This window comes from Vibrio sp. D431a (genome assembly GCF_030248655.1).
GTDB lineage: Bacteria > Pseudomonadota > Gammaproteobacteria > Enterobacterales > Vibrionaceae > Vibrio > Vibrio alginolyticus.
The window spans coordinates 1-24091 of the sequence record NZ_JAHGAP010000024.1 but is presented as its reverse complement, the minus strand read 5'-3'; the positions used below and the strand labels follow the sequence as shown (position 1 = coordinate 24091).

At 42.0% G+C, this 24091-nt stretch carries 20 protein-coding genes; 7 read left to right on the top strand and 13 right to left on the bottom strand.

Features of this window, described 5'->3' with window-relative positions; translation table 11 throughout:
- Window positions 1–43: 43 nt before the first annotated feature.
- Window positions 44–502, bottom strand: coding sequence for an NUDIX pyrophosphatase (locus KJB35_RS19140; RefSeq protein ID WP_005376504.1), 459 nt, complete (start codon window positions 500–502; stop codon window positions 44–46).
- A gap of 169 nt (window positions 503–671) precedes the next feature.
- On the opposite strand from KJB35_RS19140, the gene KJB35_RS19135 reads away from it, so the two are divergent.
- Window positions 672–1577, top strand: coding sequence for a DMT family transporter (locus KJB35_RS19135; RefSeq protein WP_199266785.1), 906 nt, complete (start codon window positions 672–674; stop codon window positions 1575–1577).
- A gap of 79 nt (window positions 1578–1656) precedes the next feature.
- Here KJB35_RS19135 and KJB35_RS19130 read toward each other — a convergent pair whose 3' ends face one another.
- Window positions 1657–1971 carry a multidrug efflux SMR transporter gene (locus KJB35_RS19130; protein WP_005376506.1) on the bottom strand — a complete coding sequence of 105 codons (315 nt, stop codon included), beginning with the start codon at window positions 1969–1971 and terminating at the stop codon, window positions 1657–1659.
- A gap of 394 nt (window positions 1972–2365) precedes the next feature.
- Between KJB35_RS19130 and KJB35_RS19125 the strand changes: the two genes are divergently transcribed.
- Window positions 2366–3730, top strand: a complete 1365-nt coding sequence (locus KJB35_RS19125; protein ID WP_054701772.1) for an endonuclease/exonuclease/phosphatase family protein — start codon at window positions 2366–2368, stop codon at window positions 3728–3730.
- A gap of 285 nt (window positions 3731–4015) precedes the next feature.
- Here KJB35_RS19125 and KJB35_RS19120 read toward each other — a convergent pair whose 3' ends face one another.
- From KJB35_RS19120 to KJB35_RS19105, 4 genes are all read right to left on the bottom strand, one after another.
- A complete protein-coding gene (locus KJB35_RS19120) occupies window positions 4016–4549 on the bottom strand; it encodes a DNA mismatch repair protein (RefSeq protein WP_213907690.1) in 534 nt (177 codons plus the stop codon).
- Window positions 4543–4929, bottom strand: a complete 387-nt coding sequence (locus KJB35_RS19115) for an MAPEG family protein (protein WP_005376510.1) — start codon at window positions 4927–4929, stop codon at window positions 4543–4545. The genes KJB35_RS19120 and KJB35_RS19115 overlap by 7 nt, the downstream gene beginning before the upstream one ends.
- 208 nt (window positions 4930–5137) lie before the next feature.
- Entirely contained in the window at window positions 5138–6043 is a 906-nt protein-coding gene (gene rarD / locus KJB35_RS19110; RefSeq protein WP_064369681.1) for an EamA family transporter RarD, read from the bottom strand.
- A 102-nt stretch (window positions 6044–6145) separates the two neighbouring features.
- On the bottom strand, window positions 6146–6868 hold the full coding sequence (locus tag KJB35_RS19105) for a sulfite exporter TauE/SafE family protein (protein ID WP_285356607.1): 723 nt from the start codon (window positions 6866–6868) through the stop codon (window positions 6146–6148).
- 444 nt (window positions 6869–7312) lie between these two features.
- Between KJB35_RS19105 and KJB35_RS19100 the strand changes: the two genes are divergently transcribed.
- The gene (locus KJB35_RS19100; protein ID WP_136977162.1) at window positions 7313–7849 is read left to right on the top strand and encodes a prepilin-type N-terminal cleavage/methylation domain-containing protein; all 537 of its coding nucleotides are present in this window, start codon (window positions 7313–7315) and stop codon (window positions 7847–7849) included.
- A 49-nt stretch (window positions 7850–7898) separates the two neighbouring features.
- On the opposite strand, the gene KJB35_RS19095 is transcribed toward KJB35_RS19100, so the two are convergent.
- Entirely contained in the window at window positions 7899–8879 is a 981-nt protein-coding gene (locus KJB35_RS19095; protein WP_025998672.1) for a chemotaxis protein, read from the bottom strand.
- 684 nt (window positions 8880–9563) lie between these two features.
- On the opposite strand from KJB35_RS19095, the gene KJB35_RS19090 reads away from it, so the two are divergent.
- Window positions 9564–10172 (top strand): response regulator transcription factor, encoded by a 609-nt coding sequence (locus KJB35_RS19090; protein WP_017821556.1) that lies wholly within the window; start codon window positions 9564–9566, stop codon window positions 10170–10172.
- Here KJB35_RS19090 and KJB35_RS19085 read toward each other — a convergent pair.
- From KJB35_RS19085 to KJB35_RS19065, 5 genes are all read right to left on the bottom strand, one after another.
- A complete protein-coding gene (locus tag KJB35_RS19085) occupies window positions 10169–11056 on the bottom strand; it encodes a LysR family transcriptional regulator (RefSeq protein WP_213871078.1) in 888 nt (295 codons plus the stop codon). The genes KJB35_RS19090 and KJB35_RS19085 overlap by 4 nt on opposite strands.
- 157 nt (window positions 11057–11213) lie before the next feature.
- Entirely contained in the window at window positions 11214–12584 is a 1371-nt protein-coding gene (locus KJB35_RS19080; RefSeq protein ID WP_005376517.1) for a GGDEF domain-containing protein, read from the bottom strand.
- 9 nt (window positions 12585–12593) lie between these two features.
- On the bottom strand, window positions 12594–13190 hold the full coding sequence (locus KJB35_RS19075) for a response regulator transcription factor (protein ID WP_017635347.1): 597 nt from the start codon (window positions 13188–13190) through the stop codon (window positions 12594–12596).
- Window positions 13183–14349: an EAL domain-containing protein gene (locus tag KJB35_RS19070; RefSeq protein ID WP_017821555.1), complete on the bottom strand. Its 1167-nt coding sequence runs from the start codon at window positions 14347–14349 to the stop codon at window positions 13183–13185. The genes KJB35_RS19075 and KJB35_RS19070 overlap by 8 nt, the downstream gene beginning before the upstream one ends.
- On the bottom strand, window positions 14333–17998 hold the full coding sequence (locus KJB35_RS19065) for an ATP-binding protein (RefSeq protein ID WP_213907691.1): 3666 nt from the start codon (window positions 17996–17998) through the stop codon (window positions 14333–14335). Before KJB35_RS19065 ends, KJB35_RS19070 begins: the two co-directional genes overlap by 17 nt.
- 446 nt (window positions 17999–18444) lie before the next feature.
- On the opposite strand from KJB35_RS19065, the gene ylqF reads away from it, so the two are divergent.
- Window positions 18445–19389, top strand: a complete 945-nt coding sequence (ylqF, locus tag KJB35_RS19060; protein ID WP_005376521.1) for a ribosome biogenesis GTPase YlqF — start codon at window positions 18445–18447, stop codon at window positions 19387–19389.
- Between the two features lie 337 nt (window positions 19390–19726).
- Window positions 19727–20908: an alpha-hydroxyketone-type quorum-sensing autoinducer synthase gene (gene cqsA / locus KJB35_RS19055; RefSeq protein ID WP_005376522.1), complete on the top strand. Its 1182-nt coding sequence runs from the start codon at window positions 19727–19729 to the stop codon at window positions 20906–20908.
- Between the two features lie 103 nt (window positions 20909–21011).
- Here the strand turns inward: cqsA and KJB35_RS19050 are convergent, their stop codons facing one another.
- Window positions 21012–23057, bottom strand: coding sequence for a response regulator (locus KJB35_RS19050; RefSeq protein ID WP_136977170.1), 2046 nt, complete (start codon window positions 23055–23057; stop codon window positions 21012–21014).
- Window positions 23058–23420: 363 nt separating this feature from the next.
- Between KJB35_RS19050 and KJB35_RS19045 the strand changes: the two genes are divergently transcribed.
- Window positions 23421–24038: an HAD family phosphatase gene (locus KJB35_RS19045; protein ID WP_017635351.1), complete on the top strand. Its 618-nt coding sequence runs from the start codon at window positions 23421–23423 to the stop codon at window positions 24036–24038.
- Window positions 24039–24091 lie beyond the last annotated feature (53 nt).

Here is a 24091-nt window from a genome sequence, read left to right as displayed (position 1 = left end):
ACAAACCTCTCTATAAAAACTAATCAAAGCCGTTGCCGTTCATTTAGCCCTTTTGATCGATCAGCGTAAATGGCGTTAGTGATGCCACATCTACATAATGTTTCCATACATGTTCATATAGGTGATGCTGATTGGCAAACGGAGCCAGCTGCTTAGCTTCTTCAAGCGTACACCAGCGATACTCTGTATGCTCTTCGTTAAGAACAACTGATTGGTTAGGCGGACAAAATAGCACAAAACATGGGATAACCATGATACGGTTATTTTTTGCTTCGTAGAACTGCTCTAGGAAGTCTGCTGTATGTAACTCAACTTGGTCAATTAGTGTCTCTTCTTTTAACTCTCTTAAAATGGTTTGCCACCCGGCTTCACCCGCTTCGATACCACCTGCAACATGGCACCAATAGCCACCTTTTACGCGTTTGAGTAACAGCATTTTTTCTATGCCATCAATTTTTGAAATGACAACGCCTGAAACATGCGTTGCTTTTATCGGGATCATGTAAGCTCCTTAAATATCGAGTTTTTATTGTTACGCTGAAGAGAGGCAGATTAATTGCTACGTATTCTACTGTTTATTCATCTTGTCGACAGAAGTGTTTGAGTTGAGAGGATTTAATCGCTAACTAAGTATGCTAAAGTGAGATCTGTCGCAACAAATGAGCAGTAAAATGTCCAATTCATTCAACACTATGATTCCCATCGGTGTGCGCTTTATGGTGCTTTCCGCGTTCGGCTTTGCTCTGATGTCGGCTACAGTAAAGCACGTCGGCAACTACGGTATCCCCGTTTTTGAAATCGTTGCAGCAAGAGCGCTCGTTTCACTTATCATTAGTTATCTCGATGTAAAGCGAAAACGAATTTCTGTATGGGGCAATAATAAGCCATTACTATTTGCACGCGGTGCTGTGGGTACGATGGCTCTGATGTGTGTATATTATTCAGTGACCACCTTACCTTTGGCAGAAGCGACGATATTCCAATATATTCATCCGGTATTTACTGCACTACTCGCCGTATTTTTCTTGAAAGAGCGCATCCAGCCGTCAACTTTCCTTTGTATTGCGTTGTGCTTACTCGGCATCTATATCATGGTAAGCCCAGAAACTGGGCAAGGCTCAGATAGCGCTTTACCAATGTTTAGCGTCATGATTGCGATCTTAGGCGCATTTGGTAGCTCAATTGCCTACGTCATTGTCAGAAAACTGAGTCAGACAGAAGACAGCTCAGTGATCATTTTCTATTTCCCGTTGGTTGCTCTCCCCGCTTCACTCTTACTGATTGGCGACGATTTTGTAATGCCCGATCTATATCTGACTTTCATGTTGGTTCTAGTTGGTGTCTTTACCCAAATTGGACAATTGGGGTTAACCAAAGCGATGCAAACTCAACAAGCGGGTAAAGCCTCCGCTTATTCGTATATCCAGATCGTATTTTCTGTGTTGTTGGGCATCATTTTCTTTGGCGAGGTTCCGATCATTTGGACGTACGTCGGTGGCGGTCTGATTGTTACAGGCGCATTAATTAATGCGTTTGGTCATCACTTACGGTTACCTTTTATTAAGCGCAACGCTTGATATACCTCGCCAGAACCGTAAACACGACATTTAGAAAAACAGCCAGAGTGACTCTGGCTGTTTTGTGTTTAGCCTAACGTTAAGCTGATATTTTTAACCCTGCGATACCAGCGACAATCATTAGCAAGCTTAAGGCTTTGATAAGTGTTGCTGGCTCATTGAACAGATAAATACTCACGACTGCCGTGCCTATTGCGCCAATCCCTACCCATACGCCATAAGCAATGCCTAAAGGCAAGGTTCTTAACGCAATGCCAAGCAACCAAAAGCTCAATAACATAAAGACAATAGTGAATGCCGAAGCACCGAATTTGGTAAACCCTTGTGAATATTTAAGACCGACAGCCCATGCGATTTCACACAAGCCCGCAATGAAGAGAATTCCCCAAGCCATGTCACATTTCCCAACGAGATGGGGTCGTCCCCGAGAAAAGATAGAGCGGTGAGGTCGTCCTCACTTCTGATTGACTGCTTATTATATACAGAAATTTAAACATAAAAAATAAAACACGGCGATAAGCATACAACTCAAACATCTCATGCACGCTTAAATTCTACGCTTTTCTTTTTAACGGTGGCGGACTCTCTATTTCGCATCAATAACGACACCGTTTTTTAACAATTTACATATAACCTTCTGGTGTTGAAAGTGTTGCATTTATTGCACAAATCACACAAAAACTAATTGAACATGTAAATATGAAAACGTTTGTGTGACTAATATCGCTTAAAACAATGACTGATGACTTTAATATTCAGCCGAATTAATTATAAGGTATGACGTACCCATGAAAGCAATCAAAACCTCTATCGCTGTCCTTGTTGGCGCCGCTCTACTATCTGGATGTAATGACGATACTGAATACGTCAATGTTCAGCCTAAAGAAGTAAAAATAGCGACTTACAACCTCTCTTTTGACCGCGCTACCTTCGAAACTTTGGTAGATGAAATGCAAATTGAACCAACGCAGCAAGCTGCGTTGGTCACCTCTTATTTAGACGGTTCAATCGCAGCCGAAGACAAAACCACTGCGGAAAAAGTCATTCAAATTCGTAACGTTGCAGCAATCATTCAAAAGAATCGTCCTGATGTTCTCATGATGGCGGAATACAACAACGATGGAACAGGTGAAAACAAAGCAGCCATTGAAGGATTCCAGAAGAACTACTTGTCTGTCGCGCAAAGTATCGATGGCGCGGGCGGTGAAGCAAACCTTGAGCCTATTGAATACCCTTATGCTGAATCTTATTCAACCAATACAGGGTTGTTGAGTGAGTTTGATCTCGACAACAACGGAACCGCAGGTCAAATGCCAGGTGATGCATGGGGCTTTGGCATGTACCATGGTCAATATGCATTTGCCCTTATGTCTAAGTATAAAATTGACACGGCAAACACACGTACATTCCAAGCATTTAAATGGAAAGATATGGAAGGTGCGAAAATTCCAACCATTACTATCTGTGACGGTTCGCAAAAGATTCCAGACGGCATGAAGTGTGGTGATGAATGGTACTCAGCGGAAGAATGGGATCAAGTGCGTCTATCTTCGAAAAATCACGTCGACGCGCCAATCATCATTCCAACTCGCAATGGCGAGGAAGTTGTACACTTGTTGATGTCTCATCCTACTCCACCAGTATTCGACACCGGTAAAAACAAAGCGCAAAACGCAGCAGAAGTGGAGTTTTGGCATCATTACATTCAAGGCAAAGACTATTTTTACGACGATGCGGGTAAAACAGGTGGCTTAACGAACGGCGCTAAATTCGTAATGATGGGTGATCAAAACCTTGATCCAGTGGCTGGTGACGGTATTAGCTCTGTAATGCAAGAGCTGCACAACGATCCATTGGTTAACCAAACCGTGATGAATGGTGAGCTTTACCCAACAAGCTTTGGTGCAGCTGAACACGCTGTTGACCGCAGTTCAACTCACCCATATCCGAATCGCATCACTTCAACGTTTGGCTTAGGGGTAGACTATGCCTTGCCTTCAGCAAATTTGAATGTAATAGACTCTGGTGTGTACTGGTCAGCGTCTTATGAAGAAGGCCGTAAACTATTTAACGATGCACGTATCGGTAAGTATGGTGATGGTAAGGATGTATCTTCCGACCATCGCATGATCTGGATTAAAGCACAGTTCTAGACTGCATAAAAAAAAAGCCAACCACAAGGAGTCGTGATTGGCTGTATATATTTGTGAACAAGATGGTTCACTAACAACGTCAGTTGGCTAGGTGACCCTCGGCTTAGAAAGGGTCACTCATACTAAAGCATGAGGCGTGCCAACTTTTAAGCGCACAAAAACAGGTTGTTATTTAATCACTTTCATTAAAACTTAACCAATAGCTACTGTTTGCTCACAGAATAAATTGCAATTTGCAAACTACCATTGGCATTTCGCAATAAACCTGATCTTTAGCTCTTGCTTTTATTGCTTCCTAGCTAAGTCGCGTGCAAGGATTAACGCAAGTCCGAATACTTGCAAGAAGAGTCCGATATTCTTGTACCAAGCGATCTTTTCATCCTGCTTTGCCATTACCTCATTGAGCTCTACATTCTCAATGTAGTAATTATCGATGCGGTCTCTATACGAAGCTTGTGCCTGATTTATCTTTGACATTAGTTGAGGAAGTTGATCAATTTTTATTTCATCCGACTCGTTGAGAACCCAAGAAGATAAATGCCCTGCTAATACCTCTTCTAGCTCTAAAGGTATCGCTACGCTCTGACTTATGTGCACATGCAGCAGTAAAGCTTCTCTTTTCCTTTCTAGGGTTTCCACACTGTTCCATGCGAGTTGGATGGAATACAAGTTTTCTGCTGTTTGCTCTGCGAGCTGCGAGTGCTGTTTACCCAACTTATCAAGGACTAAGCTAGTAACGATGATCGCGCCAATATTCAGTGCTAATCCAATCAGAACGAGTACCCAAGGTGGTGGAATGTAACGTCGCAGACTTACCATAACTTATCGTATGGCAGGTAAATCATATTTAACACAACCAATGAAAGTATCACCAGAAATGTCACCTGCATCCCTCTAATGCGCTTTTTCAAGTCTTTTTTCAATATGCCTTTAGCATGAATAACTCGACCAATTACAAAAATAATACCGGTGAGATGTATCCATGTTGGGTAAGCACTATTGAATTCTAAAAGTGCCATTAAAATCAGGGTGATGGGGATATATTCTGTCGCATTGCTCTGGGCACTACGAGCAATTTGTAGAGCCTCTACCCCACCATCGGCATAAGCAATTTGATTTAAGCGACGTTGCTTAATTACTTGAACAGCCAACCAAATAATGAGTATTGCGAGAATGTTGGCATACAGAGCTGTGATCATATGTCGTCCTTCTTGATCTGGTTTTCACTTATATAAGCGTGTCACTTGGCTATAACTATAGCGGTATCATTATGATAATGCGTCAAATAATCTCAAGTTATGATTTCTACTCGGAAAAAAACGAAAGCCAATGCTTCATGACATTAAAAATGCCCTCGAATGGAGGGCATAAGAATAAAGAAGCTAATATGTGAGAATATTGAAACCACTATAAGGGGTGTTTGACCAGCTTTTTGCGCCGATGCCCTTTGATAATACTTTCAAAAATTGTGAACAACAGCCCTGCCCAAATAAATGCAAAGGTCACCGCTTTCACTTCGTCAAACAACTCGCCAAAAAACATAACTGCCAACACAAACTGCAAGCTTGGTTCGATGTATTGCATTAGACCGACGGTTGATAAATTAGTTATACGTATTGCGATAGAATAAAATACGAGTGGTAAAAGTGTGATAGGTGCACTGCCAAAATACAAAAGCAATGTTGTGGTATCTGTGCCCGAAGCCAGTTCACCAGTTGCCCATTGTTTATAGAGCAAATATGCGAGTGCAACTGGAGTCAGTAACAACGCCTCAACAAACAAGGTTGTACTCCAGTCATAATTTATCTTCTTCTTGTACAGCCCATACAAAGCAAAGAACAACCCCATCGTTAGTGCGATAACGGGTAGCTGACCATAGTGAATCACTTGATACATAACACCAATTGTTGCCAACACTATTGCAATAAGTTTGCCTTTTGAGAGCCTATCCCCAAGAATAAATACGCCCAGCGCAACAGATACTAATGGTCCAATAAAGAAGCCTAAGCTGGCATCGATGACCCGATGATGGGTCAAAGCCCAAGTGAACGCACTCCAAGAAATACACATCAAACTGCTCGCCACAAACGTGTACCACAAGGATTTTTTATCAAGCCAGATTTCTTTCCAATTCAGCCCTCGACGGGTTATCCCAAGTACAATTAGAAACCCGACAGGTACAGACCCAATGATTCGCCATGCTAGCAACTCATCCATAGAAGCATTTGGTAAATAACGATAATAAATTGGTAGCAATCCCCAGATCACAAAGGAGAATGCTGCCATAAAAGTGCCATAACGAGTGTTATTCATAAAACTATCGCCCATCTAAACGACCAATTTGGCGTAAGTAAACAAGTCCGCCATACATAAAAAGGAATGCAATCCCGCAGTGACTTTATGATGCAGATGGCATTATTGGCTCAACGCTTGTACGACGGCGGTAAAGCCACTCACAAAACACAACATAAGTGCCCCAAACCGAATCTTTTCTTTTGGTAACGACTGGGTAGTTTTCATTGCTAGCCAGTAACCAAGCGCCGCAGCAGGTAATAGAGGAATAGTAATGACCAAATGATGCAATGTGAAGAAGCCCACTGGGATTTGTACTATTAGTGAAATAATCGAACTGAAAACAAAAAAAGCCGATAAGTTGCCGCGTAACTGATTTGCTTCTTGATGCTGCAACAATAACGCCATCGGAGGGCCTCCAATCGCAGAACTGGTACCAAACAACCCAGAAAAGAAACCAGCACATGTCATACGCGAAGGCGTAGGCTCACCCCGAAACGGTAAAACACTCACCAAGACTGCAAACAGCACCAACAAACCAATCCAAAGCGTGAGAGTTTGTGTAGATACAAAAAAGAGTAGCAAGCCACCAGCAATTGATCCCGGCACTCGCCCAATCAACGCCATCTTTAAGCCGCCGATTTCAACACTACTGCGGTGCTTCATCGCATTCATCAACGAAATAAATAACGCGACTAAACAGATTGGCGCAGGAACATATTCTGGCGCCCAAAGAATCAGTAAAGGTGCGGCAACAATAGCCAAGCCAAAACCGATTGCGGTCTGGACATAAGAGCCAAGAAATATCAAACCTATTGCAAGGAAGTTTATCGAATCGAATTCCATTTAGATTATTCTTATATTTGAAAAATAAACACAAAACCAAAGCACATTCGCATGATGAATACCTCAGGCATACTGCGATATGAATTCCGCGTAGCATTCATCAAAGTGAATAAAAAGACAATCCATTTGTGCGGTTCGCCCTCATTTGCATTTTGTATTTCATTCCGCTGATGTACATGTTTGCTTACATCGAAGAGGATTCATGCTCGCCTGTTCACGCAGCATTTCTTCAGCGGAATTAATGACCTCTTAAAATCTAGCAGAATTAGACCCGTGAATTCTCCATTGCATTTAATGGATTCAGTCAATTAGTGCGGCGTCGGTATAGCACTTTACAACTCACCTCTTTATACTACTGATCGATTTATCATTACCGTACTTATTTACACAATAAACAAGTGTACGGTCAGTGTTTTTCTACCTTTAACTTGCTGTGAAAATAATATGAAAAAACAAACGGGATTTACTCTAATAGAGTTAGTCGTAGTTATTGTCGTGCTCGGTATTCTTGCTGTCACTGCCGCGCCACGCTTTTTAAACCTTCAAAGCGATGCACGTGAAGCTCGTTTGGAAGGAATGAAAGGCGCTATTGCATCAGCATTAGGCGTAGGTTATGGGAAAATGGCGATTGCAGGGTTGGAACATTATCCATATATATCAAATAAACACACTGACGCAGGTTCAGGTAAGGGCCCAGAAAGTCTGCCTTTCTCAAGCTGTGAGTTAAATGGCTCTCTTAGCTGTACATTTAGGTACGGTTACCCAGATGCAGATGAAACAAGCTTAGCTCTATTAGTCTCGGAACTTGAGAATCAGCACGGTGATAGTGACTGGAAAATTGTTCAGACTAACAACATTAAAGTCGTCATTTCAGCAAGAGATGGTAAAAATAGTAGCCTAACTCAATGCGGAATTTTATATGGGCCGCCGCAGACTCCAAACGAGAGTTACACCTTAGAGATTCTTCCCTGCCCTCAATAAAAATAAGGCTGCCAATCGGCAGCCTTATTTGTTTCATCTGATCGGTTTTTTACGCAAAGTTAAACACGTATTTATCCATCATATTCACCATGCGGCCAATCTCTGGCTTGGTAATCGTATCATTTGCGCCAAGAGATAGTGCTTTCGCTCGGTTATCCTCACTCATCAATGACGAGAACATAATGATCGGCATTTCATGAAACGCTTCGGTATCGCGTAGTCTCTTCACTAAGTGCATACCATCCATTCGAGGCATTTCTACGTCCGTAACCACCGCATCTAATAGCTCTTTAACTGGCAAGTTTTCTTCTTTCGCGACCTCGATCAAGCTCATCAACTTCTCATGCGCCTCACCACCGTCTTTACATGTGATCACATTGTAACCTGAAGAAGCTAATGTATCTTGGATCAAAGAGCGAATAAAGGCTGAGTCATCCACCACCATGATCGTTTTAGCATTACGCTTACCAACCATTCTCTGGTTGAGATCCACCGACTTGTCCCCTTTCACATCGTATTTTTCCATACTCAGTTCTGGGTTGATGTCTGCGATGATTTTTTCAAAGTCGAGAATCATGATCAGGTTGCCTTCTTTACGGACAACGGCTACTACACAATCTTGTTCGCCCGCTTCCAAAAACTGACTTGGTGATTCCACATCATTCCAAGAGATACGATGAATACGCGAAATGCTGTCAATTAAGAAGCCATTGGTCATTTTGTTGAAATCCGTAACGATTACAAACTTGCGCTCCAGATCTTGTCGTGTTGGCACACCTAACCAACCAGCTAAATCCACTAAAGGCGTCAGTACATCTCTGGATGAGAACACACCAATCATATGAGGTTGTGCGTTTGGATAATCGGTTGTTTCTGGCACGCGAATCACTTCTCGTACTTTCGCAACGTTAATGCCGTAATAACAAGTTTTTGTGCTGCCATCTGGCAATGTTTTTTCTAAATGAAACTCGATGATTTCAAGCTCATTGGTACCACTTTCTGTCAAAATGGTGCTGGTTACGTTACTCATAAAGCCAATTATCCAACCAAAAATACGCATCAGAAAAAGTTTGATGCAAACGCCATGAGAAGCCATTCTCTGGCTAAAAATCCAAAAGTCCTTTTTAGTCGTTACAACAAAATTTGTAAACCATCAAAAGGACGGCTAACGCACATTTCCATACCAAACCATGTAAAATTGTCTCATTTTTGAACACGACATTATGAGTGGCCAAAGTGCGAATTAACACCTCCACTTTTAGCGGCAGAGTCAATGAAAAGTTTAGAAATAATTTGAAGTGATGTTCAGCGTCAATAGCCAAACCTGTCCAACAGATATCAGTACAAAGTTGGCTAGCGTGCTCATGCCTAGTGTAGAACAAGCTCTCTCCAAGTGGCTTGGTATAAAACTGCGCTTGCTAACACACGGGTTTAAATCGAAGCGCTAGAAACATTACAAGAAAATCTGAAGGCATAGAACACTGAAAGAACACTTTCAGTTTGTTAGTTTTCTGTCAACGTAAGTTTCAAGCAATCATCCTATCACTAGGTATTTCAATACCTGACATCGCTATTCCCATAATCAAGACACTGATTTTCACTTTTGGAAAGAGTCATTTTCCTTCCTCTTAGCAAGGTTTTTCCTACAATCCTATTCATCCAATTGCGCTGTCGCCTGACAGCACACTAGTTGATGTATTAGGTGAGGTTCACTTTGAATAATGTTCTTATTATCGACGCTCAACCATTGTATAGCGAAGCACTTGCTTCTCTAGTTGAATCTGTAATCAACGCAGCTGAAGTGATTCAAACCACTGACAGTGCGGAAGTGATGGATCTTGTCCGAGGCCAAAAGATTGATTTGATTATTTTAGACGTAGTACTTGGCGACCGCGATGGTATGCGTTTAGCCAAAAACATTTTAGCGACGGGATATCGTGGCCGACTGTTATTTGTTTCTTCACGTGACTACTCGAGTCTTTCTAAAGCAGCGTACGAAATGGGCGCAAATGGCTTCTTAAGCAAACATGAAACAAGAGAGACCATTATTGACGCAATTGTGAGTGTTTCACGCGGTTACTCAATGTTTAAGTCGACTCACACACCATCGTCGGGTAACGTAACACTTTCAAATCGCGAAGCCATGGTGTTCCATTATCTTGTACAAGGCTACTCAAATAAGAAGATTTCTGAACAACTTTCACTCAGCGCTAAAACAATCAGCACCTACAAAACGCGTATTCTGAAAAAGTACCATGCGGACACGTTGATTGAACTTCTGCATACTATTCCTCAGTCAGAAAACATTGAGTTTTGCCGCTAAGCGCTCATGTATTTTGCAATAGCACCGATTAACAACTGGTGCATTGCATCATGTCTTAAGCTTTGCTTCACCTGTACAACCACTTTTGGCCAGCCATCTGGGTAAAAATGCTCTGGCACTCTTATAAATTTATATCCATCAATTGGCGCCTGATATTCAAGTAATACGGTTGCGGCGCTTTTTTGCTTAATTAGCTTCAATACGCTGCTTACGTTGTCTAGAGCCGCAATACGGTTGATGACCATACCGTGGCTTTCCATTGCACGCTTAACGAGCTGCTCTTTCTCTTTCCAACCGATAATCTCTAACATGATAAAGGGAAGTTTGGCCGCTTCTTCCAGGGTGGTAATTCCCAGCTCTTCAGGGACAACTACCACAGCAGGCGCATGGCCGATGAACTTCTGATAAACAGATTTCGGAACATCCTCGTTGAAGTAATGTAACTGCGCATCCACTTTGCCTAGGATTATCTCTTCTATCGTATACTCTGTAATCGTTGCTATCGAAATGTGCGCCTTGGGAAACAGCGCCATTAAATCCATTGCAAGTAAATGCCCAAATGAGTATTGAGCGGTTTGCGGTAAACAAATGGTGATGTCTTTTTCGTAATTTTCCGGTTCAAACTCATCTCTAATTAGACAAGTTTCAAGCTTCTCGAGTGCATCGGAAATTTTAGGTAATTGACGTTTTAAATAGTCCGTTGGTTCCATGTGATGAGGATGCCGAGTAAACAATTCATCGTTTAGCTGGAGTCGCAATCGGGCAAGGTATTTGCTAATTGACGCTTCACTCTTCCCCATCGCTTTCGCAACGGGCTTAAGCTGACGGTGCTTATCCAGTAAGACAAGTATTTTAAGTAAGTTTAAGTCGAGATCTTTGTTCACGTGCGACACCAGATGTAAGGTCGAGAATAAATAGAGCAATCACTATTTGTTGACTGCTCTAATATAAAAGACCACTCATTCTGTTTGGTCAAATTAATCAAACAGTTATGTCATGGTTATGTTCCGTAACTTGGCATTTAGTCAATACTAGACCTGCTTAATGGGACTTTTGTCTGTGTTTTTTCATCTCATAGAGATCTTCATCTGCACGTACAATAACGTCCTGAAGCGTTTCGTGTAATTCATTCGCCGCGATACCAGTACTCACACTAACTTCGATATCCAAGGTCTTTAGTCGGTTATCTTTAACGACACTACGAAGCTTCTTCGCCAATATTGAAGATTGACTGATACTGCAACCCGGCAGAATCGCAACAAACTCATCACCACCAGTTCGAACTAGATAATCACTATTTCGAAACACTTTAGACATAGCATCAGCAATAATCCCAATAACTTCGTCCCCTACATGGTGACCGTAATGGTCATTGATTCGCTTGATCCTATCGCCATCTATTGCAATGACGGAATATGGCGCGGTTTCCAAACGACGTTTGAACTCGCTATCTTGAAAAACTCTGCGGTTAAACAATCCCGTTAAATCATCTTTCGTCACGTTCGTCAGTGCTTTCGCGAGGCGAAGTTTGCTCTCTTTAGATTCATAAGCTTTGTTGTAATACGCTAAGGTTACGAAAAAGAAGATGATAAACAAGAACACGTAATCCAATACAATTTTACTGAATGGGTACATGTAAACGATAAGATTGTTGTTGTCTGCGACATATGATTGGGTGTACGCGAATGATGGAAAGGGGTAGCCAGCGAAATAAATCACCATTTGTTTGTTCCCATTCGCTATTTGAACATCCACCGCTTTCCCATCATTATAAAGCGGCGAGAGGTATAATTGTTCCGAGAACTCTCCCACTAACTCACCTTGAAAGTAAACCGGACTCATGATGCTTATCGCCATGTCATCGGAGTATGTCGTTTTAAATGGTAGGGAAAACAATACCCGGTCCGTTAGTTGCTCTTTCCACGCGGCTAACACACAAGAATAGTTACTTTTACACCAATCAACATCAAATGTGGCTTTCACTCCCTCTAGCGCTTCAATCGGTCTCTCTAAGATGAGTTTGTTTCCAGTATAAGAACGAAAATACATAACGGCATTTTGTCGATTGAACGCATTTGATAAATACGCTTCAGCCTGATGAAGCGATTTCCGTGCAACAGCTTCAACGTAATTGAGTTTTTCATAAGGTGACAGGGAGTAAATCGCATCTTGAAAGCTCAGCTCTGTTTGCGCTTCTACTTCACTCACGCTCATGCCTTTGTATTGCTCGAGCTGCGCTTCCGTCAATAGCCCCATGAGAATTACTTTTTGTTTTATTTTGGCTAAATTATTCGCGTAAGTGTTGAACTGCTTTACTTCATAAGAAATTAACACCGCACCAATCATTGTGACAGAAGTGACGAATAGTAATGTTGCGATGAAAAGAGACAACGCGATACTTTTAAGTGTCATGATGCGGTCTTACGCCCCCGCCACTCTTGTTAGCTCAACAATGTTCTTTACGTTAAATTTATCCAATAGACGGCGTTTGTATGTGCTGACTGTTTTGTCACTTATTGATAGCACTGAAGCGATTTCTCTATTGGACTTTCCTTGTAGTAAATACTTCATTACTGCACTTTCTCTGCTTGAAAGTTGTGGCATTTCTCGAACGCTGTTAACAACTTGCTTAAATTTGAAGAAGGTATACCCCTTCTCTACCGCTTCTATCGCGTCTTTAAGAATGTCGTGATTTTCCGATTTACACACATAGCCATCAGCGCCAGAACGAAAAGCCATTTGGCTGTACATTTGGCTAGTTTCAGCGGAGAAGAAAATGACTTTGCCTTCATAACCATGGGATTTGATACGTTTGTAGAAATCAAACCCATCGCAATCTGCCAAGTTCACATCTAAGATCAACAGTTGAATTTCTTCCTTTTTCAATATTTGTAATGCCATCTTCGCTGATGTTGCAGTAAATACCCCATTTGTTTTCCCTAACTCTTCCAACAACGACTTGATTGCAACACAAACGAGAGGATGATCGTCAAAGATCAAGTAATTCAATTTATTCATATCTTTCATTTAGTATGGTTATGGCTTCTAGTGGCATGGGTTTATCAATGTAGAAGCCTTGGCAAAGATCAATCCCATACTCACGTATCGCTTGCAGTGTGACTTCGTCTTCAATACCTTCCGCGACCAGTCGTATATTCAAACTTTTCGCTAACGCGCAAATAGCAACAACGATGTTGCGTTTTTTGATGTCGCATTCGACACCTTGTACAAACGAACGATCGATTTTTAACTCGTTGAATGGCAGTTGAGCCAGTTTTTCAAACGTTGATGAACCCGTGCCAAAATCATCTATTGAGACAGTGACACCGTTCATCCTCAACTTGAGTAAATTCTTGTACAGGGACGCGCTAGTCTGAAATGTATCTCGCTCTGTAATTTCAATGGTGATTTGTGATGGGTCAATCTCGCTCTCTAAACATTGCTGTAAAAAGTAATGAGAGAACGCCGTATCTTCTAAGTTTTCATGGTCTACATTGATGGATACGTTTTGCGTCAATCCGCGGTGTTTCATGTCATAGATAACATTACTCAATACAGCTTGAAACAACTCTCCAGAAAGGCGGCAACGCTCTACAATTGGCAAAAAATAATGAGGGGGTAACACACCATAAATAGGATGATTCCAACGCGCGAGCGCTTCATACCCAAGCACTTCCCCACTTTGCACATCGACTAAAGGCTGGTAATAATTTTTCACTCGCCCTTCAGCCAGAGCAAACAGGAATTCTTGATCTTCCACTTCAATAGGTTGAGCAAAGCTGACTTGTTTCGCTTTTTCATCTTTTATTTTACCCAACAAATCAACGACTTCATTTTCATCGTATGGCTTAGGCAGCTTCCCTAATACTTCAAAGCTAAATCCCTCGCACATGGCTCTTACCGCAGAAATAATGGTCAATTCCATTGCACTGACCAGTACAACTTGCCCCTGGTACTGGACTTTATCGAGCATTTCCATCATATCGATGCCGTCTTTTCCGGGCATTTGGATATCACAAAAAATTACGTCAAAATGTTGTTCCTGCACACTCTGAATAGCAGCATCCACACAGTTAAAAGGGATGACTTGCGCGCAATAGCGATCCAATATTTGCGTAAGTATTGTGGTTTGTAGCGGATGGTCATCAATCACCATCACATTAAATTGTGTATTCATTTGTCTCTACCCAATAGTTTATGTTTTCGATCTCCTGCTCGATTCGTAAAATTAGCTCCGCTGTTCGCCTGTCAAACTCCGCAGCAGTAACTCGTTCTGCCTCAATGCAAAGCTCAGTCAGCATGCTTACCCCTATCGCCCCAACCGCTCCTTTGATGCCATGAATGACCCGTTTTTTGTCTCGCTCAGTCGATGCGGCGTTTAAGTTTTTTATATCTGTAGACATTGATTGACTAAACACGCGCGCAATCTCTTTTGCGTCCTGTGCTTTGAACCGTTTAATCCAGCCGGGCAGCCTACCCCTCTCTTTTTCGCCAATAAATGGAATCAAAACGGTTTTTAATTGATTAAGGTCATAGGGCTTGTAGAGCACATCATCAATGCCGATATCCTGTGTACGTTCAATGGCAAGACGAGCATCTTCTGCTGTCACACCGATGATTGGAATTGCTTTAAACTCGGAGTTTTTCACGTGCCTAACAAGCTCATAGCCATCCATTTCTGGCATATGAAAATCGGTCAGCAGCAACACAACGTTTTCATCTTGGTTGATGTATTCCCATGCTTCGCGGCCGTTATTCACAATGACAGGTTCGATTCCAAGTTCATGAAGCTGCATTGCTATCACACTTTGGTTAATGGGATTATCTTCTGCGACCAGTACCGTGCCGAGAACCCAAGAAACCACTTCTTGATTTACGTCACTAAGCTTGGTTTCTTGCTGCGTTTGGCTGAGCAAATTGAACAATGTATCTGGATATTGAATCTCTCTTAGCGTAAGACTGCCAAGTACCCTTTGTTCGTCACGCAGCATTAGGCCATTAAAACTGGCATCGCTGTCGTGTATAGGGTGAAGGTTCGCCACCATTGTTTTTAACGTCGCTGGACGCATTTTCCACGCGTCACACCACTGGCGAATATTAAGTGGTAAGCTCTCGCTATACGTCCAGTTCAAACAAACGTCTGGCTCAGAGTCGCAATGCTCAATTGGCAGTCTGACAGTAATCGTCGTGCCCAAGCCAAATTGTGAATCGATGTAGAGCACGCCGCCCATGCAGTCGATCAATCGGTCAACAATGCTCAGCCCCAATCCAGTACCGCCATATTTACGCGTAATAGTGTCATCCGCTTGAACAAAAGGATTGAGAATGCCTTCGAGTTGGTCATCCGTCATGCCGATACCTGAATCCGCCACTTTCAAAATAAGCTGCTTTTCATGAAGAATGACACTGATTCCAACCTCTCCTTCGGCAGTGAATTTCACCGCATTGGAGAGCAGATTGGTGGTAATTTGCACCAATCGCAGCGCGTCGATTTCAATGAAAGCATTCGAAAATGGTTTGATTGTCACTTTGTAATCCAAACCTTTCGCAAGCGCTCGTGGTTCAAAGCTTCGAAACACATCGCACAAGGTTTTAAGCAAGTCGGTCTTAACTGGGGCGACGGTTAAGTGCCCTGCCTCTAACTTTGAATAATCCAGTACTTCGTCTACTAGCGTATTCAAATGATTGAGCGAGCGTATGGCTTGGGCAATTAACTCGCGATTTGAATCTGCCGTCACTTGGCGATTTAGCAAATCGAGGATGCCGTGTGCTGCCGACAATGGCGTTCTTAATTCGTGACTCATGGTTGCCAAAAAGTTTTCGCGCGCACGTACCGCGGTTTGCGCTTCTTTTTGCGCATCGATTAACGCCTGCTCACGTTCTTTTTGCTGGGTAATATCTTGAATAACAGTCAGTACAAACTTGTTCTTACCGCTAGGAGAAGCGATGACTTTGCGTTCTCGATATACATGTTTAATATCAAGTTCACAGCCCGACGAGGCAACCTCTTCTGAAATACGCTTTCCAGCAATAACAGTGGTTAGTTCATCAAAATTATTCACCAGAGGAGCGTGCGCAGAATCACTTTTCAACTTACATTGTTGGCACTGTTTACTGTTGTAGTTGGCACAATTGCTCATCTCCATATGGTTATTTTCACTATGGATAAAAACCAAGCTATTGATCTCTTTGATGATGTCCATCAGCCATTGCTTTTCCGCTTCCTCATTGTCAGCATTAAATTCGGCTAACCTCACTTTAAGTCGCATGTGAGATAAGATGAAATACGCCGCAATTAACATGAGACAGAATATGAATGAACCAGCAACAACAAATGTAGCGATCTGCTCCGCGTCATAGCCATAAGTCAGTTTGAAGCTTCGGTGAGAACGCAGCAGTTTTTCGATCTCGTTAGAATCAATGGTTTCGATGATGCTGTTCAACATGTGTTGAAGTTGTGTATTGTGGTTTGCAACCGCAAATGCATTAGAGAACGTCAAAACCTCCTCCGCATTGATCACCAAGCCATCGACTTGATCTTGTGCAATCATGTTGTGAACGATGTCGTCAGGAATGTAAGCCACATCCAAAACGCCCGATTTCAAATCGGTAAGCAGCTTTTTCAAATCATCATAATGATCAACTTGGCCTTGTTGCCAAGTGCCCAAATGAACTAACCCTTGCTTTTTCAAAGTGAGCAGAATACCCGCTTCTTTCAGTGCAGATTTATCGCGCTTGCTCTGCTCCGTTTGGATAGCCACGTAATTACTGTGCATGAATGGTTTAGTGAACAACCAATCTGACTTAGGTAGCTCACCCACATAAGAGATGGGGACTATATCGGCATCAAATGCCGTTAATCCGTTAGAAAGGCTCGACGTCGGCTTCACATACTTAAAGCTCAAGCCAGTACGAGACTGCAATAAGTCGACAAAATCTGGAAAGAAGCCATCTAACTCGCCCGTTTGCGAATCTCGGTAGAGAAACGGATAAGCTTCGTCACTGCTGCTGTAAGTTATCACTAGTTTGTTTTGATGATTACGTCGGTAATCTACCAATAACTTATCACTGATATGGTAAGGATTTTTCGAGGCGACGGAGCGAATGTTTTTTCCATTTTGCTCCCACTGAAGGATTTTGTTGATGTCATCGATCAGACTCTGTTTGTCCAACGAAGCGATAAAACTCACCTCTTCGTTTTTCAACCAACTGGGAATATCGACAACCCCTTTTACAATGTCATTCAAATCCAAATATTGGGTAATACCAACATAAGTGTAAATCAGCGCGTTCGCTTTACCTCGCTTAACTTCATTAAACGCCTCTAAACGTGTTTTAACGTAATGTATCTTATCGATACCGCGTTCAGTGAGGTTGTCACAATACACACTGCCCTCAACACACACCCATTTAAGATCACGCGCATCACTATCTCGGTAAGTGGCATTCCGATACCAAACAGCGATAGTGCTCGAAAAGAAAGGCATCGAAAACAAGAAACGCTTTTCTCTTGCTGCTGTTTTACTAAATCCAACCGCACCATCAATCTTCTTGCTTTCGACATCCGCAAGTAAAGACGGAATATGCTTGTAAGTCCGAAGTTCTAACTCATAATCCAAAGCTTTAGTAATGTTAGACAAATACTCAAGACTAATTCCGTACGAAGGACCAACGCTACCGTCAAACGAGTCTTTAGCTTCGTCTTGCGCAATAACACCAACGATGACCTTCGGTTTAGGACTCTGTTTGGCAGTTGAGCAAAAAGAACTCGCTAAAAAAATTAAGGCGACGGACGATACCGTAATACTTCTAAGAATACTGAGCATGACTGCTTCCTCTGAATGGAAGCTCAGACTAGTTTTTGTCAGATAAAAGTCAAACTTCGCTCAATAGCGAAATAAAAATAAAGCTTTGATATAAAATCAAAAAACCAAAATCCGTCAGAACAATCTGACAACACAATCCACCTTTGACTACACAGCGTTTGCGTTCGGTCTCTCACCCAGACGGATATTCACTGCGAGTCGGTATATATAAGAGATGTGTGCTTTTAGGTTTGCACGCCATAGCTTTTTACTTTCATCTTGAATGATTCATCATCATTCCATGATAAACTGACGTATTAACATGAAAGAAAGCTCAACTCCGCGGTTTCGAGCAGCTTGAAGTAAACACAGTTTTAGAAAATGCGTTCTAGTATTGTATTACTCAAGATTCACATTGCTACTTTACAACCGCTGGAGCATTAGAAAAATTAAGGTATTAAATTCAAATGGTTAATAACTCAATCCAGTGGTTTCCTGGCCACATGCACAAAGCACGTAAAGAGATCGAAGAAGCAATCCCTCAAGTGGATGTGATCATCGAAGTACTGGATGCTCGTATTCCTTTCAGTAGTGAAAACCCTTTGATTTCTCAAATCCGTGGTGACAAACCTGTCGTTAAAGTTTTGAACAAACGTGATTTGGCCGATCCAGAATTAACTCAACTGTGGATTGAGCACTTGGAACAAGAGCAACATGTAAAAGCAATGGCGATCACGACTTCTGAACCACAAGAAGTGCATCGAATCATGGAGCTTTGCCGCAAACTTGCCCCACACCGAGAAGAAATTGGTAAAAACATTCGCACCATGATCATGGGCATCCCAAACGTTGGAAAGTCGACGATCATTAACACCCTCGCAGGTCGAACAATCGCTGTAACAGGTAACCAACCCGCGGTTACACGTCGTCAACAACGTATCAATCTGCAAAATGGCATCGTATTATCTGATACTCCAGGAATTTTATGGCCAAAAGTGGAAAATCCACACAGTGGCTTCCGCCTTGCGGCTACTGGCGCGGTAAAAGATACAGCGATGGAATATGACGAAGTCGCATTCTATACCATTGAATACCTAGCAGCTCATTATGCAGATAAGCTTAAAGAGCGTTATCAAATTGAAGAGCTTCCAGAATCAGATATCGAGATCATGGAAGAAATTGGTCGTCGCCGCGGTGCACTACGTGCAGGTGGACGTGTTGACTTGCACAAAGTATCAGAGATCTTATTGCACGAACTTCGTCAAGGCACTTTGGGCCAAATTACATTAGAACGCCCAGAAATGATCACTCAAGAGCTGATTGAAGTCGAGATTGAAACCGCCCGTAAAGAAGAAGAGAAAGCGAAGCGTAAAGAAGAGCGTCGTAAGCGCTATTTACGTAATAAGCGATAAGCTTGTCTCTTATCTACTCATGTTTCAAGGCGCGATTTTCGCGCCTTTTTTGTTATCTAATGCGCCCATTTTTTTCACTTTTCAAACTTTATATTCCTCATCCAAAATCCCAGATATGAAGCACGAAAAAACACCGCAAAATCGCCGTATAAACTTTAAGCACAAACTAGTTTAGACCCCGGGCCCCTATAGAGTTACAGCCACCATCCAACCCTCAAATGTCGAGTTTGCAAGGGTCTGCAAACTTATGCAACCTGGTTAGTGACACTCTCCCCAAAATCCGCAATATGAATAAGTGTCAGCGCTGGCGTTTTTCCATATGAAGAAGAGATTTATTATGAGTGAAACTATACAAAGCAAACCACTTCCCTCCTTTATCGAGGAACGCCTAGATTTTTATATTCAAGATCTAATCGAACCGAATGAGAACAAAAAACACCTTGTTCTTGGTAAACGCCCACCGTGTAATGCCGTTGTCCTGCAAAGCAATGATTACCTTGCACTGTCTCATAATAAGGAGATTCAAAACGCGCATCGTGATGCGATTTCCCAGCACGATGACAACGTCGTGATGTCCGCGATTTTCTTACAAGATGATGAATCGAAACCTGCATTTGAAACGCAACTAGCCAGTTTCGTTGGTATGCCTAGTTGTCTACTTTCTCAATCTGGTTGGGCTGCGAATGTCGGTTTATTGCAGACTATTTGTGCACCGAACATACCTGTGTACATTGATTTCTTTGCACATATGTCTTTGTGGGAAGGCGCACGTATTGCCGGAGCACAAATTCATCCGTTCATGCATAACAACACCAGTCACCTAAGAAAGCAGATTTCACGTCACGGTTCAGGGATCATTGTTGTGGATTCGGTTTACAGCACTATCGGGACCATCGCTCCTCTACGTGATATCTACGAAATAGCACAGGAGTTTGACTGCGGCCTGGTTGTAGATGAATCACACTCTTTAGGTACACACGGTCCACAAGGTGCGGGGATACTGCAGGGTCTTGGCTTAACTCATAAGGTAGATTTTATTACCGTTAGTCTTGCCAAGACATTTGCTTATCGTGCTGGCGCGATTTTAGGCCCAGAAAAACTGGCGAAGACGCTTCCGTTTGTGGCGTACCCTGCAATATTTAGTTCTACCGTATTACCGCAAGAGATCATTCGGCTAGAGAAAACACTGGACGTCATAAGAAAATCAGATGATAAGCGAGATATTCTGTTTGAAAGAGCCAAGTCTTTAGCCGTTGGTTTAAAACGCATTGGATTTACTATTCGCAGTGAATCACAAATTATCTCATTAGAATGCGGCAACGAGAGAAACACTGAGCGAGTCCGCGATTTTCTCGAAGAGCGAAATGTTTACGGCGCAGTGTTTTGCCGCCCTGCAACTGGAAGGAACAAAAACATCATCCGTTTTTCAGTCAATGCCGACATGACAGCTGCTGAAGTTGATCATGTACTCACTGTCTGCCAACAAGCATTTGCACACCCTGACTTAGAGTTTGTATAAGTTAGTGTGTAGATAAAACTAAAGAGCTCAACAGTTTTGCTGAGCTCTTTATTCGTGTTATTCGTTGTGAGCAACTCGCCTCAAGAAAACAAGTCGCGAATGATTAGATCCAGTTTGCGATTTTATCGAACAAGCGATTTTTATCCGCCGGTTTTACGATGAAGTCAGACATACCCGAAGACCCAATTTTGTCCAACGTGACAGGTGAACTATCCCCTGTATGTGCAATAATAGGTACCGACGCATAGTTTTTATCCGAGCTTCGAATTCGCCTAGACGCTTCTACACCATCCATAATTGGCATTTCGATATCCATCAGAATGAGATCAACATCTTCTTGCTCTAGTGTATCCAGAGCCTGCTGCCCATCTTCTTTCTGAATCACTTCAAAGCCTTGCTTTTCAAGTAACATTGCCGTGAATTTACGCAAAGATTCATTATCATCCACGACCATAATTGTGCGCTTATTTGAATTATCTAACGTCACCGAGGCCGTTGGTGTCGATACATAGCTTGAATCATATAAGAGACGCTCAATAGTTAGTTTAGTATTCAATAACCAGGCTTGCGTTTCGATCCAAATAGGTTCATATGCAGCCTTGCGTGCTCTCTGAGTCGGATGATGCTCAAAAAGATAAACGATGCGTGCTTCAGTGAAAGACAAGAGAGATTCTAATCTATCCAATTGGTTTGCTCTTGGATCTAAGCTCTCAAGATCGATAAAAATCAGATCGAATTCGAACTCGTACTCTTTCTTTTTGAGTACTTGGTTGGCATCTAAAATCGTCGAGTCAAAGCCCATAAAACGGCTAATATCTGTTACTTTAGACACCAAGATATCTTGGCTAGTCACCGTTAGAATGGTTTTGAGTTTAGTCAGATCGTTTTTGATTTCAGTAACGGTATCAGATGTCGTTAGTGGGAAAGTTAATGTAAATTGAGACCACTCCCCTAACTGAGATTGACACTCAATGTTCCCCCCAAATGAACGCATGACTTTTTTACAAAACGGTAGACCCAAACCATAACTTCCTGATTTGCCAGTGGTGTAAAAGTCTTGAAAGATATTGCGTAGAACATCAGGAGCAATGCCAGCACCATTATCGGTTACAACAATTTGATTAAAGCGTTCTGAACTTATCATGGATACATGTATGTGAAAATCTTCAGATTTACGGTGATGGAAGGCATTCTTGAAGAGGTTATACATAACGTATTTAAGTAACGTATCACTACCTAGAAACTCAAACTCACTTCTCGCATCCAGCGATATGGCAAATCGATCAGTGGCACGTTTATAACTGAAGCTTTCAATTGCCTGTTCAACGACCGAGTGAACTGAATATTTTTTGAAGCTAGAACGAGAAACTCGATTTTCATCAATCGAAGTTAGCAATAAATCGATGGTTTCATTACCCGATTGGATAATGTTCATTGCATCCTGACTCACTTCACGTAATAAGGTGACATCCTCTACACTCATGACGTACTGCTCTTTTCCTGCCTCTTTCATGTTGGGCAAGATCGACTGGATAACATCTATTGAAGTGCAAAGCCCACTCAACGGGTTACGCATTTCATGTGCGATCCCTGCCCCGAATGATTTTGCCAGCGAGACTTTCGCTTCATGTTCAACTTGGTTACGAAAATAGAACAAATTACCGAAGACATAAATAAACAGAAAGATTGGCACATGAGTCCAATCCATGGTCAAGTCAAGATGGAACCCTTTTGCAACCCAAGCGAAGAATGTTGCTAAACCTATCCCAGCAAAGGTTTGAGCAAACATGACCCTAGTAACATGAACCAGTAAAATGTGTAAGAAAATTGCAGACATAAACGACATAACCCATACATTGGACCAGTCATTCATCAGTAACATATAAAAAAAGAAAAACGGTAAGCACAGCGTTATCGTCACTTGGTAGTAAATAGGAACATAATCTCTCCAAGTCGATGATAAGCGGTTTCTAAAAATGATGCCGAAAAACAATAACGAGCAAAACAATCTAAGAGATAAATTTTCATAAGCCTGTGGAAAGGCAAACTCCCAGACAAAGTAGTACAGCGGAAAGCCAAGAAACCCCATCCAGCCAACGAGAGTTAGGTTTGGTTCTGCATATTGATAAACCTTACGTATCGAGTCCATATAATCTGTTTTGCTTACTCCGCCTGACGCACAATAGTGTGATTTTGATTCACTTTTATCGTTTTATTATTAACTAATTATATATTAATCATCATTTATAAGCAGCGCGAAATGACGTAAACAGCTCGCAATACTTATCTTTAGTTTCAATCTTTTAAGACAGCTACACTTGATTTACAACCAAATAAACAAAGTTGCATATAGTTTAGTGCAATTTTGCGATAATCGCTCTGTATCCAATTGGATGTTAATCTCATTTTGTGTAAGAAACTTAAGTCGCGCCTTTGGCACGACTTTCCAACGATTCAAAAACAGCACTCACCGCATATAGCGTGGTGAAGAACAATTGGCTTGGGGTGTGTTATGAATTCTGTCCAGATAAAAAATGTCATTTTTGATGTAGGTAATGTGTTGGTACGCTGGTCTCCAGTAGAAATCGTTCGCTTAACATTTGGTGGTTCCGTAGAATCAGAGAAAATGGCTCAGATGCTATTTTCATCACAAATCTGGAAAGATTTAAATAAAGGGACGATCTCCGAAAGGGAAGCAAAACAGCGTTATCAACGTGAACACCAAGTAACGACGGAAGAAATGGACCGCTTCTTTTATTATGTAAAACACACTCAAATATTACTTTACGGCAGTATAGAGCTGTTAAAACGAGTAAAAAGAGCCGGATATGGCGTATATGCGCTCACAGACAACATCAACGAAATTGTGGAACATCTTCGTACTACCTATGAGTTTTGGCCACTGTTTGATGGAGCAATCATCTCTTCTGAAGTTCAATTACTAAAACCACAAGCGGAGATCTACCAAACTCTACTTTCAAAGTATCAGCTTAACCCCGAAGAGACAGTATTTCTTGATGACATGCCTTACAATGTTGAAGGTGCCCGAGCAGTTGGCATGGCTGCTATTCAGTTTGAAAATGCTCAGCAATGTGAGCTCGAACTAAAAGCCATGGGGGTTAACTTCTAGAAAGCTTTCAATAAAACATAACGTTAGGGTGCATAAGTAAATTACCACCTTCT